The sequence below is a fragment of the Algoriphagus sp. genome (assembly GCF_030694375.1).
Classification (GTDB): domain Bacteria; phylum Bacteroidota; class Bacteroidia; order Cytophagales; family Cyclobacteriaceae; genus Algoriphagus.
The window spans coordinates 241,538-258,190 of sequence record NZ_JAUXYL010000041.1 but is presented as its reverse complement, the minus strand read 5'-3'; the positions used below and the strand labels follow the sequence as shown (position 1 = coordinate 258,190).

At 42.5% G+C, this 16,653-nt stretch carries 13 protein-coding genes; 12 read left to right on the top strand and 1 reads right to left on the bottom strand.

Annotation, left to right across the window (positions count from 1 at the left end):
* Positions 1–120: 120 nt before the first annotated feature.
* The 6 genes from bshC to Q8M62_RS16960 all read left to right on the top strand — a co-directional run bounded on the left by bshC (position 121) and on the right by Q8M62_RS16960 (position 9,068).
* Entirely contained in the window at positions 121–1,683 is a 1,563-nt protein-coding gene (bshC, locus tag Q8M62_RS16985) for a bacillithiol biosynthesis cysteine-adding enzyme BshC (protein ID WP_304899327.1), read from the top strand.
* A complete protein-coding gene (locus Q8M62_RS16980; RefSeq protein ID WP_304899326.1) occupies positions 1,680–2,249 on the top strand; it encodes a 5-formyltetrahydrofolate cyclo-ligase in 570 nt (189 codons plus the stop codon). The genes bshC and Q8M62_RS16980 overlap by 4 nt, the downstream gene beginning before the upstream one ends.
* 18 nt (positions 2,250–2,267) lie before the next feature.
* Positions 2,268–2,768, top strand: coding sequence for a hypothetical protein (locus Q8M62_RS16975; protein WP_304899325.1), 501 nt, complete (start codon positions 2,268–2,270; stop codon positions 2,766–2,768).
* Positions 2,769–3,213: 445 nt separating this feature from the next.
* On the top strand, positions 3,214–6,444 hold the full coding sequence (locus Q8M62_RS16970) for a SusC/RagA family TonB-linked outer membrane protein (RefSeq protein WP_304899324.1): 3,231 nt from the start codon (positions 3,214–3,216) through the stop codon (positions 6,442–6,444).
* A gap of 18 nt (positions 6,445–6,462) precedes the next feature.
* Positions 6,463–8,115, top strand: a complete 1,653-nt coding sequence (locus tag Q8M62_RS16965; RefSeq protein WP_304899323.1) for a SusD/RagB family nutrient-binding outer membrane lipoprotein — start codon at positions 6,463–6,465, stop codon at positions 8,113–8,115.
* 17 nt (positions 8,116–8,132) lie between these two features.
* On the top strand, positions 8,133–9,068 hold the full coding sequence (locus Q8M62_RS16960) for a hypothetical protein (protein ID WP_305668228.1): 936 nt from the start codon (positions 8,133–8,135) through the stop codon (positions 9,066–9,068).
* An 87-nt stretch (positions 9,069–9,155) separates the two neighbouring features.
* Here the strand turns inward: Q8M62_RS16960 and ade are convergent, their stop codons facing one another.
* Entirely contained in the window at positions 9,156–10,778 is a 1,623-nt protein-coding gene (gene ade / locus Q8M62_RS16955) for an adenine deaminase (RefSeq protein WP_304899321.1), read from the bottom strand.
* A gap of 132 nt (positions 10,779–10,910) precedes the next feature.
* On the opposite strand from ade, the gene cmk reads away from it, so the two are divergent.
* The 6 genes from cmk to Q8M62_RS16925 all read left to right on the top strand — a co-directional run bounded on the left by cmk (position 10,911) and on the right by Q8M62_RS16925 (position 16,643).
* Positions 10,911–11,618, top strand: coding sequence for a (d)CMP kinase (gene cmk, locus Q8M62_RS16950; RefSeq protein ID WP_304899320.1), 708 nt, complete (start codon positions 10,911–10,913; stop codon positions 11,616–11,618).
* Positions 11,599–12,495, top strand: a complete 897-nt coding sequence (locus Q8M62_RS16945) for a 4-hydroxy-3-methylbut-2-enyl diphosphate reductase (RefSeq protein ID WP_304899319.1) — start codon at positions 11,599–11,601, stop codon at positions 12,493–12,495. The genes cmk and Q8M62_RS16945 overlap by 20 nt, the downstream gene beginning before the upstream one ends.
* A gap of 119 nt (positions 12,496–12,614) precedes the next feature.
* Positions 12,615–13,967, top strand: a complete 1,353-nt coding sequence (locus Q8M62_RS16940; RefSeq protein WP_304899318.1) for a Na(+)-translocating NADH-quinone reductase subunit A — start codon at positions 12,615–12,617, stop codon at positions 13,965–13,967.
* 5 nt (positions 13,968–13,972) lie between these two features.
* On the top strand, positions 13,973–15,187 hold the full coding sequence (locus Q8M62_RS16935; protein ID WP_304899317.1) for an NADH:ubiquinone reductase (Na(+)-transporting) subunit B: 1,215 nt from the start codon (positions 13,973–13,975) through the stop codon (positions 15,185–15,187).
* Positions 15,174–15,929, top strand: coding sequence for an NADH:ubiquinone reductase (Na(+)-transporting) subunit C (nqrC, locus tag Q8M62_RS16930; protein WP_304899316.1), 756 nt, complete (start codon positions 15,174–15,176; stop codon positions 15,927–15,929). Before Q8M62_RS16935 ends, nqrC begins: the two co-directional genes overlap by 14 nt.
* 30 nt (positions 15,930–15,959) lie before the next feature.
* A complete protein-coding gene (locus Q8M62_RS16925; RefSeq protein WP_304899315.1) occupies positions 15,960–16,643 on the top strand; it encodes an NADH:ubiquinone reductase (Na(+)-transporting) subunit D in 684 nt (227 codons plus the stop codon).
* The last annotated feature ends 10 nt before the right edge of the window (positions 16,644–16,653 follow it).

The window sequence follows — 16,653 nt, the reverse complement described above, 5'->3', positions numbered from 1 at the left end:
TTCGACTTTTTCGCCACTTATACCTGCCATTGATGTAAGATGTCCTGTTTTTTACAAAAAAAGCCGAACTTTGGTTCGAAGCGCTAAGTTAGACTTCCCAAACATACTTCACCCATTCCGATGAAAAAACACTGCGTAGATCTGAATAAGACGGGACAGTTTTCAAGATTTTTTTTGGATTACATAGAAGGAAAAGAGGCATTGAGGCCATTTTATACCCACTTACCCAAATTGGAGAGCTTCAAAGATGCAATCACGCAGAAAAATTTTCCCGATGAAAACCGGAAACTCCTTCATCAGGCTTTGCAAGAGCAATATTCAGGTTTAGATCTTTCTGAGGAAGTTACTGCCAATTTTGAGGCAATTCTCAGCAAAAAAACTTTCACAGTCACTACCGGACACCAGTTAAATCTGTTTACCGGCCCCCTCTACTTCATCTACAAGATCGTCTCCACAATCAATTTGGCCAAAAAGCTGAAGGAAGCCTACCCGGAATTTAATTTCGTTCCGGTGTATTGGATGGCAACTGAGGATCATGATTTTGATGAAATCAATTACTTCAAACTTGACGGTAAAAAATACCAATGGTCTTCCGGTCAAACAGGAGCAGTCGGTGATTTCGTTTTGGATGATTCTTTCAAATCATTTTTAAAAGAAACACAATTTGCTCCCGATGTATTCAAAGATGCCTACCAGTCCAGTAAAACTCTGGGAGAGGCGGTTCGCAAGTATGTGAATCAACTGTTTGGGGAGCATGGTCTGATCGTAGTTGATGGGCATGACGCAATGCTTAAAAGTATTTTGAAGCCGGTGATGAAGGCTGATATTTTTGATCACTCCCCCTTTGAAAAAGCGCAAATAGCCTCGCGGAAATTGGAAGACATGGGGTACAAGAGCCAGATTTTTCCCAGAGAGATCAACTTTTTTTATCTGGTAAAGGGCCTAAGGGAGCGGATAGAACGATCCAAGGGTGGATTTCAGGTAGTAAATACCGAAATCAGATTTACCTCAGATGAACTTGCAGCCTTGATTGAGTCCAATCCTGAGCGATTTAGTCCAAATGTGGTTCTCAGGCCATTGTATCAGGAGATGATTTTGCCCAACTTGGCGTATTTGGGTGGTCCGGCCGAAGTGGTTTATTGGCTTCAGTTGAAAGGGATTTTTGATCAGTTTGAAATTCCATTTCCCGTGTTGCTTCCGCGAAATTTCGCTTTGATTCTGGATGGATCGGTCTTGAAAAAACTGGAACAACTGGGCTGGGAGGGAGCTGATGTTTTTGTTGATTTTGATAGCTGGAAGAAGGGATTTGTAGCGCGACAAGCTCAGGTTGATTTTAGTATGAAAGCGGAAAAGGATGCGCTCTCCCAGCTTTTTGATACGAAAGGAAAAGAAGCGTCTGCTTTGGAAAAAAGTCTGGAGTCAGCCTTCCAGGCAGGAAAAGTACGAAGCTTGAAGATCCTTGATCAGATGGGTTCCAAACTGCGAAAAGCCGAGGAGAAAAGGCTAGCCGTAGAGTTGAATCGCGCTAAGGCTGTTTTGGACTTTACTGCACCTGGAGGCAGTCCCCAGGAGCGAGTAGTGAATATGATGCAGTTTTATTTAAAAAACCCTGAATTGATCGAAGAGCTGTTGGGCTGCTTTGATCCTCTTGACTTTAATATGATGGTATTGGAATACGCATGAAGACCAAAAAAGAACTACGGTCAGCCTACAGACAGCTGAGAAAAAGTCTGAAATCCGAAGAAGTGGAATCCAAATCCAAAGCAATCACTGTTCAGTTTCAAAAATGGCTTGAACAAAGAAGTGGGCTTCAGCATTTTCATTTGTTTTTTCCCATCGACAGATTTAATGAGGTCAACACGTTTTACATCAAAGAGATCTTGGATCAACTTGATAAAACCTTGTACACCTCTCAGGTGAATAAAACCAATACAGAACTGGAAACCTTGAAATTGCCTAAAGAAGCTGCTTTTTTCATGGATGAGTGGGGGATCCCTGTTCCTCAGGAATCTATCTTGGTTTCGCCTGGAAAAATTGAAGTGGTCTTTGTCCCCCTGTTAGCCTATGATAAATTTGGAAACCGGGTTGGATTTGGGAAAGGATTTTATGATTTATTTCTGAGCAAACTGAAGCCTGAGGTGATCAAAATCGGATTGAGTTTTTACGAACCCGAGGAGCAGATTGAGCCCGAATCGCACGATATCGGCTTGAATTATTGTATTACTCCCGAAAAAGTTTTTACTTTTTGAACGGATAAACTTACTGCCTTGAAAAAGCCAAAAATTTTTGTACCAGCTGCTCTTTTCGTATTACTGCTTTTCGGTTCATTTCGTGCTGAAGCCCAACAGGGGTATTATAACACCATGGTAGGTGTTAGGGCAGGGACATCATTGGGGGGCTCAGTTAAACGGTTTGTAACTGACCATTCTGCAGTCGAACTTATGGTGTTTAATCGCTGGAAAGGGTGGAATGCAGCTTTGCTTTATGAACGGCACATGGATATCAGGGAATTCCGGGGGATGGAGTGGTATATTGGAGGGGGAGCACATTATGGAATTTGGAAAGAACCCAAAGCCGAGCCGCCTTGGGTTTATAAGGGAACAGAAGATTATAAGGCGTACGGGATTGATTTTATAGTGGGTTTAGAATACAATTTTTACAACACTAATATCTATTTAAGTTTAGATTGGAAACCCGCATATAATTTTGTTGACTTTACAAAGTTATGGGGAGATGAAGCATCCTTCACTTTGAGATATTCCTTTTGAAATTGAAAAACCGGTGAATAAATGAACCGGTTTTTCTTTTTTTTGCAAAAAAATGACGAAAACATTGAAAAAAATAAACGTGAAATTCTGATTTTTTTGATATTTCAATTTTTCACTTTTGGAAAATTCTCGTTTTTAAAATTTTATTGGAAAAAATATGAAAAAGGGTACTTTTTATTCTTAAAAATGAGCTAAAAACAGTTTTTCAATACTATTTAATTTTTTTTTGCAGTTGAAAATTATTTTTGAGATTCATCTTTTTTTCAATTTTTCAAAATATTGTTTTGTGAATGTTAAAAAATCCATCGATTACCGTTAATAATTGTTAACATTATCGATTGCGACCAAATAATGTGCTTTTCTCTCCGCCTACACGAAATTTTTACCGCTTTTGAAATTAGCAGATAATAAATTTTATTTACAGATCAACTAAACTAAATACCTTATGAGAAAAGCTTTACTCTTTGTTGTTGCGCTTTTCACCATGACCCTCAGCTTCGAGGTGTCGGCGCAACAACGGGTAATTACCGGTACGGTAATTTCCGAGGAAGACGGACTAGGGTTGCCAGGGGCAACGGTTCTCGTCAAGGGTACGACAGTAGGTACTACCACCGATTTGGATGGTAATTACTCTATCAGTGTACCGGCGGGATCTAATGTCTTGATTTTCTCTTTTGTGGGTCTAAAATCCCAGGAAGAGACAATAGGCAACCGATCCGTAGTCAACATCACTCTAACAACTGACGCGTCGCAACTATCCGAAGTGGTAGTAACGGCGATCGGTATCGAAAGAGAGAAAAAAGCACTGGGTTACGCAGTAACTACAGTGGGCAATGAGCAACTGGAGAATCGTCCTGAGTCTGACGTGGCTCGAGTTCTTCAGGGCAAGGTTCCTGGCGTAAGTATCACTTCTACCAACGGGATGTCAGGATCCGGTACCAACATGGTAATCCGTGGTTATTCCTCAGCAACTGGTTCTAACCAGCCGCTATTCGTTGTAGACGGTGTTCCTTTTAATACGTCTACGAACAACCAAAACGGCTTCAATCAAGGCGGTGGAACGACATCTTCCCGATTCTTGGATATCGATCCAAACAACATCGAAAGCATGTCTGTACTGAAAGGCCTTTCTGCGACAGTTCTTTACGGTGACCAAGGTAGAAATGGGGTAATCCTTATTACCACCAAATCCGGTGCATCCAAGAGGAAAGCAGCTGAAGTAACCATCAACCAATCTGTATTTACCAACGAAGCGGCTTCCTTGCCAACATATGGTCAGGTATATGGTAATGGTTTCCAGCAGGCTCCGGGTTTCTTCTTCTCTAACTTTGGCCCTAGAATGGATCAGGGATTGACAATTGCACACCCTTATGCGACATCGTCCGTTGCTTCCATTAGAAATGCATTTCCGCAATTTTGGGTAGATGGTATTGTCGGTGGTACACCTGTGAGATATGAATACAAAGCTTATGATGATCCATCTAAAGTATTCTTCAAGACAGGTTTGATCTCAAATACCTCCGTACAAGTCGCAGGTGGATCTGATAAAACAGGCTTCAATGCCAGTTTTGGATACACAGATGAGGAAGGCTATTTGCCTGGAAATAACCTGCAGAAATACAATTTCGGCTTGGGAATCAACTCAGCAATCAGCGACAAGTTGTCAGTAAACTCATCCTTTACTTTCTCCATCACTGATTTGCTATCGCCTCCTGTGAATGCATCATTTGGATCAGGTAGTGCAATTCCTTCAGTTTTCGGCCACGTGCTCTTCACTCCCCGTTCCGTGGATTTGGCTGGTTTGCCTTTTGAAGATCCAGTTACTAAAGCTTCTGTTTATTTCCGCGGTGGAAATGACATTGTTAACCCTAACTGGTTGGTAAGAAATTATGTAAACTCTTCTGATGTGCAGCGTTTCTTTAATTCTACCTCATTGAATTACGACATCAGTGACAACTTCTCTCTGACGTACAGATTGGGTCTAGATACTTACACTGAACTGCAGGAATTGAGATACAATAAGGGAGGACCATCTGCAAACTTGGCTACCAACTCCGGGTATTACAGAACCGTTAATATTACCAATACCATCTGGAACCAGGACTTGATCTTGAATTGGAAGAAAGAATTCTCCGATAAGTTCAGTATGAGTGTGTTGTTAGGTGGTAACTCCCGTTATGATAACTATGCACAAAACGGCGTCGCTTCTCAGGGTCAATTGGCCTTCGGATTATTCCGTCACTCCAACTTCCAAAATTCATCCAGTAATGATGCTTATTCAGGAGGAACGATGACTTATACTCAGGAAGAAAGAAGATATGGTGTATATTCTAACATCACGCTTGATTATTCTGACTACTTGTTCTTGAACCTTTCAGCGAGAAATGACTGGACTTCCACTGTTGAAGCCGAAAACAGAAGTATCCTTTATCCTGGAGCTTCCCTTTCGTTTATCCCTACCACAGCATTTGATTGGGGATCTTCTACTTTGAATGACTTGAAGCTTAGATTGGGATATGGTACATCGGCAGGTTATCCAAGCCCTTACAGTACCAGAAATATTCTTTCTCAGTCTGCCCGAGCATTTGATCGCGGTGGGATCACTCAAACGCACTCAGTAGCGAATGTTTTGGGTAATCCAAATCTAAGACCTGAGCTTCATGGTGAATTGGAATTTGGTGTTGAAGCGGTGATGTTCAACAATAAATTGAGATTTGATCTTTCCTTGTATGAGAAGAATACAAGAGACTTGATCACTCAATCTCCAATCGATCCAGCTACTGGATTTACTTCTACTGCGATCAACATTGGTCAGATTAGAACAAGAGGAGCTGAGCTTCAAGCTACTGTCACTCCAATTTCTACTCCTTCTGGTTTTCAGTGGAACTCTACGATCAACTGGTCTACTTACCGAACCGAAGTTATTGAGTTGGGTGGAGGTTTACAGGAAGTGGTGGTATCAGGTTTTACTACCTTGGGTAACTTTGCCATTCCAGGTCAGCCTTTCAACGTGATCAAAGGTGTTGGTTTCGATAGAGCTCCTGACGGGCAGCCTATTATTTTGTCGAATGGATTACACAAGCCGGCAGTTGATCTTGTTGTGTTGGGTGATCCAAACCCGGCCTGGACAGGATCTTGGATTAACGGATTTACTTATAAGGGCTTTAACCTGAACGTAATGATGGAATATAGACATCGTGGCGTTGTCTACTCAAGTACCGTTACCGCAACATTGGCTCGAGGTGTTACCAAAGATCCGGTTGTCGACAGAGAGTTGACTTTCATTCTGCCAGGTGTAAGACAGGACGGAACAAACGCAGACGGAACTCCAAAATACATTCCTAACGACCAACAAATTACTGCCTCTGATTACTTCTTTGGAGGTTACCAAGGAGCAACGGATGAGCCGAATGTGTTTGATGGATCCATGGTTCGATTGAGAGAGATTTCCCTCGCCTACCAGTTGCCAAACTCGCTGATGTCAAAAACTCCGTTCAAGAGAGCTTCATTTGCGCTGAGTGGTACAAACCTTTGGTTTTTAGCATTGAACTTCCCGCCTAACATGAACTTTGATGTTGATGTTTTGGGAACGGGTGTTGGTAATGGCCTTGGATTTGACTTTGTGACTGGTCCTAGCTCGAGAAGAGTGGGTGGAACGTTAACTCTTACTTTCTAACCCTTAATAGACATGAAAATGAAAAGATTTATATACGGACTGACGGTAGCTACCACTTTGGTATTTGCCACGTCTTGTGATGAAAAATTGGAAGAATTGCTGGAAAACCCGAATGCAGTCAATGCGCAAACTGCATCTCCGGATTTTCTATTGAACAGAATCCAATTGGATTACCAGTCTCACTGGTTTGGATTGGCTGACAGAGGAGCGCGTCTTACCCGTCAGATCAATCAAGGATCTGCATTATATGAAGCTGCATACACTCCTCCTTCTACGAATGGAACTTGGACAAATGCCTATGCCAATATCTTAGCAGATATTAAATTTCTTGAGCCCTTGGCAACAGCAGCAAACTTGCAGCGGCACCTAGGTATTGCAAAGACCATCAAAGCAATGGTTTTGATGGATTTGGTCGATACTTATGGAGATGTACCATTTACGGAAGCAATTGATGCGGCTAATTTCAATCCAAAGACGGATACAGGTGCTTCAATTTATGAAGCAGCACTCAAGCTGTTGAATGAGGCACAGGGACATTTCACTGTGGCTACCACATCGGGGACTCCTAATGATTATTTCTACAACAGGAATTACACGAGGTGGGTGAGAATGGTGAATACGCTTAAGTTGAAATATTACCTCAATACCAAACTTGTAGCTGCGGCTGCATCTACAGCAGGGATCAACGCATTGATTGCACAGGATAATATGCTGAAGGCAGGTGATGATTTCGTGTTCCAATTTGGTACTACAGCGGCTGATCCAGATTCCAGACATCCAAAGTTCGGAGGCCAATATACTGCAGGTGGTGGTGACTATCAGTCTACTTCCTACATGTGGAGATTGACAGAGGAGAAAGGATTTGATGATCCAAGAGCGCGTTACTACTTCTACCGACAGGTTTTGGTCAATACGACCAATCCGGACGAGCAGGAGTGTATTACTCAGCTTGCTCCTCCTCAATATCTGGTAGGTGCTTTTATCTACTGTAACCCAGGCACAAGAGGTTATTGGGGTAGAGATCACCTGGATCCAGATGGTATTCCACCGGATGGATTGAAAAGAACAGCTTATGGTGTTTATCCATCGGCAGGAAGATTTGACAATAACTCTGCTGCACCAGTTAACAATCCTGCCTTAGGAGGAAGAGGTGCCGGTATTCACCCGATTATGCTCGCGGCCTATGTGGACTTTATGCTTGCTGAGGCTGCTTTGACCTTGGGTACAACCGGAAATGCCAAAACCTTACTGCTTTCAGGGATTACAAAGCAAATGAACTATGTCCGTTCATGGTCTTTGACGACAGCAGAGGGTTCTGTAATTAGCGCCTTTGATCCTGCTGATCAATTCACTAGATCAAGGGATAATTATGTGGCTTATGTAGGAAACCAATTTGATGCTGCAGCAAATAACAGTGCTAAAATGAATGTAGTGGCAGTAGAATATTGGTTGGCGCTGTTTGGTAATGGAAAAGAATCCTATGATCTCTACAGAAGAACAGGTATGCCTCTAAGAATGCAGCCTGCTTTGGAAGAGAATCCGGGTCCGTTCATCAGAACCTTCTTGTATCCGAACAATTACATGGTGACTAACACGAATGCTGTCCAAAAGCCAAATTTGGCAGTGAAGACTTTCTGGGATACAAATCCTGCATCGCCTTGGATTTACTAACCGAAAAATCAGAAAAAATGAAAATGCTAAAATATAGTTTCGGCTTATTAGCCATGGCGCTCATCTTTCTAAGTTCTTGTCGAGATTCTGTGGAACCAAATGTTCCATACAGTACATTCGACACAGGAGCATATTTGAGAACCATCGCTAGAACGAGTACCACGTTTAACTTCTTTAATCTTGCTGGATCCAAGTTCGCGTTGACTTTGGAAGCAGTAGATAAAGAAGATGGAGCTACAGTTTCTAATGTAGAAATCAGGGTTAGACACAGAAGATTAATCCCGGGAGTTGGTTTGAAGTATACCCCGACTAATGACGTCATCGTTAAGACGCTACAGGCAGCTGACTTTAAGCCAAATACCGAGACAAGATTTCTAAGGACTTCCTTTGAAATCACTGCTGCTGAGACGATCGCGGCTGTAGGTTTGACTTCCGCGCAGATCGAAGGTGGAGACGTGTTTGAGTTTAGATTGGTGTTGAATGATAAGTTCGGACGATCTTTCTCATCCAATAACGTGACTACCAACGTCGCAGGCGCTCCGTTCTATAATTCTCCATTCCAATACCCTGTCAGTGTGATCTGTCCTTCTGATTTAGCAGGCACTTACGCTTTCGATGCTTTGGAGACTTTCTGTAGCAAGAAATTTTCAGGTTCTACTACATTGACAGCAGTTGCTGCAACTCCAGGGTCCTACACTGTATTGGATGGTACATTTGGTGCATGGCAAGCTTGCTATCCTGATACATGGGGTAGTGGAAACGTAAGAATCAACGATGCTTGCGGTCGCTTGACTATGACAGGTACTGATAAGTATGGGGACAGTTATTCGATGAAGGTTCTAAGTGCCACTCCTAGTGTTTTGACCATCGAATGGGTCAATACTTATGGTGAATTTGGTACTGTAGCGATCAAATCAAATGCAGGTAAACCTTGGCCAGCTGGTCTGAGATAATCTGCTCAGTTAATCAAATTAAAAGCAGCGCTCTCAAGGCGCTGCTTTTTTTGTGTATAATGGAAAGCAAACTATCTTGATTGAGTTCTAAATGAAAACCTCGGTGAATTCAAATTTCTGTCCGTTAAACAATCCTTTGTCGCTGAGCTTCAAATCAGGAATGACAAGCAAGCCCATAAAGCTGAGCGTCATAAATGGGGAATTCAAAGTTGAGCCCATTTCCTTTGCCAGTTGATCGATCTTGGTGTAAGCCTTGGCTACCTCATATCCGTCTTCAGGTGACATGATTCCGCCTACGGGTAGGGGAAGAATATTTTCTTTTTCTCCGGATACCGCTGAAATTCCCCCTTTGGACTCAATGATCAGATTGACAGCGCTGCAGATAGCATGGTCATCCACTCCGACTGCTATAATATTATGGGAATCGTGGCCTACCGATGAGGCAATGGCTCCGGATTTCAGTCCAAAATTTTTGATGAAGGCAACTGCCGGAGGTGCATCGAAGTAGCGATTCACCACAGTGATTTTCAATATGTCCTTTTCAGGATTGGATTCCGCAAAACCATCTTTGATTAATATTTCTCCCTGAATTTCAGGAGTGATCAACTGCCCATCCAAGGCTTCAATGACCCGGACTTTGGCAGTACTTGTAGCAAGTTTGAAGTCATTCGGGGTTTTGAGGGGAGTATTGAAGTTGTTAATGACTTTATTTTTGACTTTTGGGATTAAGGTTTTTCCATTCTCGGCCAATTTTTGCCCATTGATATAAGTCGCCTGGACTTCAAATTTCTCAAGGTCTTTTACAATAATAAAATCAGCAGGGTCTCCTATTCTAAGTTGTCCGACATTCAGGGAATAGTGGGAAATTGGAGTTAGACAAGCAGCCTTTAGAACGTCAAATAAATTCTTCCCTTTGGTGATTGCTCTTGTTACCAATTCATTGATGTGGCTTACTGCAAGATTGTCCGGATGCTTGTCATCCGAACAGAACATGATCATCTCCGGATATTCATCGATGAGGTCTATAAGTGCATCAAAGTTTTTGGCTGCAGAACCTTCGCGGATGGCGATTTTCATTCCTAAGCGTAGTTTTTCCCGGCCCTCTTCAGCTGTAAAACATTCATGATCCGTACTTGGTCCTGCACTGATGTATTTTGCGGCCAATTCTCCTTTTAACCCTGGGGCATGTCCATCGATTGGCTTTCCATATTTTTTAGAAATTTGTATTTTCTGCATCACCAAAGGATCCCGATTTACAGTTCCGGGCCAGTTCATCATCTCTGCAAGGTAATGGATTTCAGTTCTTTTCATCAAGTCTTCGATGTCTTCAGCGCTGATTTCTCCACCGGCTGTTTCAAAAGGAGTGGCAGGGACACAGGAAGGTGCTCCGAAATAGAATTTGAATGGCACCTGTTTCCCATTATCGATCATGTATTCAACTCCTTGCATCCCACACACATTAGCGATCTCATGGGGGTCAGATATAGTGGCTACGGTGCCATGGACCACAGCGAGGCGGGCAAATTCGGAGGGTACAAGCATTGAAGACTCCACATGGACATGCGAATCTATAAATCCAGGCATCAGAAAAGGCAGTGAGCTTTTAGGTTTTATCTTTTCGATTTTAAGGATTTTACCATTGGCAACTTCAATTTCTGCAGGGTAAATTTTTCGATTGGAGATGTCAACAAGATTTCCTTGAATTTTCATGGTTGATTGATTAACGATCAGTGAGCCTGCATCCGATTGGATTATCGGGTATTCACAGATTGGAGAAAGGATAAGATTAAAACTACTATATTTGCCCAAAATTAATAAGGAAACCAAGACAGGATTTTATTGATGGGTAAAATCGTCGTTGCCATAGATGGATATTCAGGGTGTGGGAAAAGTTCTACTGCAAAGGCAGTAGCCAAGGATTTGGGCTTCACCTATATAGATTCGGGAGCCATGTATCGTGCGGCCACATTACATTTTTTGAATAATTACCTCTCCGCTTCTAATCCACAGGATGTTGCAAAAGGTCTGGAAACTCTTGACATTTCTTTCCATTTAAATCCCGATACAGGCATTCAGGAGACGTATCTCAATGGACTCAATGTGGAGGATGAAATCAGAAGCATGCCTGTCTCACAAAAAGTCAGTGAGATAGCTACAGTTAAAGAAATCAGAAAAGAACTGGTTGCTCAACAAAAGCGTTTAGGGAAGAAAAAAGGCGTAGTAATGGATGGGAGAGACATTGGATCTGTGGTATTTCCTAAAGCTGAACTGAAAGTTTTTATGACTGCTGATTTGGAAACCAGATCAATGAGAAGGCAGCAGGAATTGTTTGAAAAAGGAGAATTGGTGGAGTTGGAGGATATAAAGAATAATCTGGCGGAGCGGGATCGCATAGATTCATCCAGGGCAGAAAGCCCATTGATTAAGGTTCCCGATGCTGTTGAAATAGACACGAGTAATCTTACTTTTGAGAGACAGGTTGCACAGATCGTGCAGTTGGCAAAAGATGTAATCGATAAGGAAAAAGAGCATGCAAGTAACCATAGATAGAAATTCGGGCTATTGCTTTGGAGTCGAGTTTGCCATTAAAATGGCCGAAGATGAAATGCAAAACAGCGATCAGCTGTATTGTCTGGGAGATATTGTTCACAATGACATGGAAGTCAAACGACTCCGTGAAAAAGGCCTTGTAGTCATTGACCGAGATCAGTTGCAGGAGTTGACAAATTGTAAAGTGCTCATTCGGGCGCATGGCGAGCCTCCTGAGACTTATAGAACCGCTATTGAAAATAATATCGAACTCATTGATGCGTCCTGCCCGGTAGTGCTCAAGCTTCAGAATCGGGTCAAAAATGCATTTGACAAGATGGAGCGTGAGAATGGTCAGATCGTAATTTATGGGAAAAAGGGTCATGCAGAAGTAATCGGACTGACCGGTCAAACGCTGGAAAAAGCGGTGGTCGTCATGGAGGATTCAGACCTAGAAAAGATTGATTACAGTCGCCCGGTCACGCTATTCAGCCAAACTACCAAAAGTACAAAAGGCTTTTACGATCTATCCCAAAAAATAGAAGATAGGATTAAGTCAGCCAAAGGTGAGTTGACAGAACTGGACTACAATGCCAATGATTCAATCTGCCGCCAAGTTTCCAACCGTGAGCCACAGCTGAAGAAATTTGCTCAGGAAAATGATGTGATCCTTTTCGTATCGGGTAAAAAAAGCTCCAACGGGAAGGCGCTTTACCAGATTTGTTTAGGTGAAAACCCGAGGAGTTATTTTATAGAAAATGAAACAGAGTTGGACCCTGAGTGGTTTAGCGTTGAGGATAAAATTGGGATTTGCGGAGCTACATCTACCCCGATGTGGCTCATGGAACAAGTGAAATCCTATGTGGAGTCTTTAGAAGAAAATATGCTTCATGCCTGATATTCGCCGAGGTACCCTGTATCAAAAGTTCGAACATTTAATCCGATATAAGCGCTAATTCAATTGGTTTTTCTTTAGATTTGGGGCGTTTTTCAATAGCTCATAGTTCAAAAACAGATATGTCTAAAATAGTGAAGCTTAACAAAGGCTTTGACATCAGACTGGTAGGAAAGGCCTCGAAAGAGATCGCAAATTTCGCCTCAGCTCAAACTTTCGCCATTAAACCAACAGACTTTATAGGGCTTCAGCGTCCGAAAGTCCTTGTCAATGAAGGTGATACGGTAAAGGCTGGGACTCCCATTTTGGTAGACAAAGCATTGGATCAAGTCATCTACGCATCTCCCGTATCCGGTGAGATCGTCGAGATCAAAAGAGGAGATAGACGAAAGCTACTCGAAATCAAAATTCTTGCTGACAAAACCGTCATTCATGAAAATTTTGGTAAAATTGACTTAAGTCAAAATCGAGATTCCCTTGCGGCCAAATTGGCATCAACCGGAGTTTGGCCAAACATCATTCAAAGACCTTTTGGGATTGTGGCTAACCCTGCCGATACACCAAAGGCTATTTTCATTTCCGCTTTTGACACGCATCCTTTAGCCCCTGATTATGGATTTACGCTTCAGGGTGAAGAGAAATACTTACAAGCGGGAATTGATGCTTTGGCAAAACTTACTCCGGGTAAGGTTCATTTGAACGTGGATGGTTCCAAGCCGGTAGATGCGATTTTCTCGGGAGTGAAAAATGCCCAAATAAATCAGTTTTCTGGTCCCCATCCAGCAGGAAATGTAGGAATACAGATTCATCACTTGGATCCGATCAATAAAGGTGACCTCGTTTGGACGGTTAGTCCTGCAGGCGTTGTCCAGATTGGTAAAGCAGTATTGGAGGGGGTATATGATACGTCCAAAATTATTGCTGTCACAGGATCTGAATTGACCAAAGCGGCTTACGTGAAAACTTTTGTAGGCGCTAATGTCTCCACCTTTGTGAAAGGCAACCTGAACTCAGGCCACGTTAGAGTAATCTCAGGAAATGTTCTTACAGGTGAGAAGATCAATTTGGAAGGCTTCCTTGGGTTTTACCACAACCAAATCACAGTAATCCCTGAGGGTGACTATTATGAGTTTTTGGGATGGGCCAAGCCTACAGCTTCCAAACTTAGCTACCATCGCGCACTCGGGCTTTTGTCATTTCTCACGCCCAAAAAAGAGTTTGTTCTTGATTCAAATTGCAGAGGTGAGGAGCGAGCATTTGTTCAGACCGGTGTATTTGAGTCGGTGACTCCAATGGATATTCTTCCTGTTTATTTATTGAAAGCCATTATGGCAGAAGATTTCGATGAAATGGAAGAATTGGGAATCTATGAAATCGTTGAAGAGGATTTGGCACTTTGTGAATTTGTCGATGTGTCCAAGCACCCCGTGCAGGAGTTGGTAAGAAAAGGTATAGAATTAATCCAATACAGTTAATCCATATGAAGTTTCTAAGAGATTTGATGGACAAGCAGCGTCCCCTTTTTGAAAAAGGAGGAAAGCTTGAAAGTTTATATTATGCATTTGAGGCGGGGGAGACTTTCCTCTTTTCTCCAAATCATACCACAGGAATCAAAGGTGCCCAAGTAAAGGATGCCATTGACCTGAAGCGTATGATGATCACAGTGGTGATCGCTATGATTCCTTGTTTGCTTTTTGGTATCTATAATACCGGACATCAAAGCTTGCTTGCAACAGGTGCTACTGCCGGGTTGTTGGATAATTTTGGTGATAAGGCAATCATCGGACTTCAACTTGTACTCCCGATTGTCATCGTTGCCTATGCAGCAGGAGGTTTGGTAGAGGCAGTATTTGCCGTCATTCGAAAGCACCCAATTAACGAAGGCTTTTTGGTGACAGGTATGTTGATCCCATTGGTGGTCCCCGCTACCACACCACTTTGGCAAGTTGCACTAGCGACAATCTTCGCAGTAGTGATTGCTAAAGAAGTATTTGGTGGGACAGGGATGAATATCCTTAATGTGGCCATGACAGCAAGAGCGTTTTTGTATTTTGCTTATCCTGCTCAGATTTCTGGAGATCAAGTTTGGACTTATCTTGGTGAAAAAACAGCCATTGATGGTTTTTCAGGGGCTACCGCTCTCGCCGTAGCATATAATGCAGGCGTTGATGGGGTTCCTGTAGTCGATGCATTAGCCGGGCATAATACAGCCTTAGGTGCTGACCTGTTTAGTTTTTCAAATTTATTTATGGGTTGGATTCCCGGTTCTATTGGAGAGACATCAACTTTGATGGCATTACTTGGAGCAGCTATTCTTATTGGTACTGGAGTTGCGAGCTGGAAAATTATAGTTTCCGGATTCGCAGGTGCTTTCCTTATGGGACTTTTATTGAATGTTCTTGCGGTGAATGAATATATGGCTATGCCTCCTCAATATCATTGGGTAATGGGTGGTTTGGCATTTGGTATCGTATTTATGGCTACTGATCCCGTATCAGCAGCACAAACCGAAACCGGAAAGTGGATTTACGGCTTGCTTATAGGAGTGCTCACTGTGATCATCCGGGTAACAAATCCGGCCTATCCTGAAGGAATTATGCTTGCAGTTCTATTTATGAACGTGTTTGCTCCGCTCATCGATTATTATGTAGTTAAAGCTAACAAAACAAGGAGGTTACAACGTGCAACAGTCTAACACTTACATTATTGTATTTTCTGCAGTCCTTACCATTGTACTTGGACTACTTCTTTCAGGGACTTCTCAAGTTCTTGGACCCATGCAGCAGGAAGCAATTGCCCTGGATAAGAAGAAGCAGATTCTGGGTGCTGTGATAAGCGCTGAAGAAATTGACGCCATGACTCCGGTGCAAGTGAACGAGTTTTATTCCAAAAGAATAGCTTCCACAGTGGTGGATATCAATGGAAAAGAGATCAGTTCTGGTGATGTCACGGCAGAGAAAGTGGAGGTTGCTAAATTCTATAAGAAACCTGCAGCCGACAGACAGTATCCAGTCTATGTTTTTCATGCAGAAGGAAATCCTGAGGCAGTGGAATCCTACATTTTCCCACTGTATGGTGCGGGACTTTGGGATGCTATTTGGGGCTATCTTGCGCTCGAAACTGACATGAATACCATCGGAGGAATAACATTGGCTCACGCTGGAGAAACTCCGGGATTAGGTGCCAGAATTACCGAAGGTGGAGTTCAGGAAAGATACGTAGGCAAAAAAGTTTTTGACGAATCCGGACAATTGGTTGCCGTTCAAATGATGAAAGGTGAAGGAAAGGATTATTCAGGGGACGTCCATAAGGTAGATGGCATGTCGGGAGCTACAATTACTGCCAACGGAGTGAATAACATGCTGAAGGCTTACCTGAGTCATTACGAGGCTTTCATTAAGGGTAAGTCATCCAATCAGGCTGTTGCAGGTCTTTAATTCATTTTCAACTCACATAATCACTAAATAATGAGTGCTGAAACTTTAGAAAAAGCGATTGAGAAAAAGCCGGCTGAAGCCCTTTTTTCCAAGCGTAGAAGAAAATTAGTAGCCGATCCCCTGATTGACGATAACCCAATCACCATTCAGGTACTTGGTATCTGTTCTGCATTGGCTGTGACTACTCAAATGAAGCCTACCTTGGTTATGGCCATTTCGGTAATCTTCGTAATCGCGATGTCCAATTTTGTGATCTCAGTGATGCGAAATACAATTCCTGCACGGGTAAGAATTATCGTACAGCTTGCTGTAGTGGCTACTTTGGTGACCTTGGTAAGTGAAGTGTTGAAAGCTTTCGCTTACGATATGTACAAAGAACTGTCGGTATTCATCGGTTTGATTATTACCAACTGTATTGTAATGGGTCGATTGGAAGCATTTGCGATGGGAAATAAGCCTTACGATTCCTTATTGGATGGTTTGGGATCCGCATTGGGATATTCCTGGATTATATTGACTGTTGCTTTCTTCAGAGAATTATTCGGTTCAGGTTCTGTATTTGGGATTCCTGTTTACAATTACGTGTCATCCATATTTGGTCCAGACTTTAGTTTGGCAACCAATGGATTGATGGTCTCGCCAATTGGTGCGTTTATTATTCTTGGTCTGATTGTATGGGTACAGCGTACCAAAACCGGTTACGTAGAACATTAAAAGACATTAG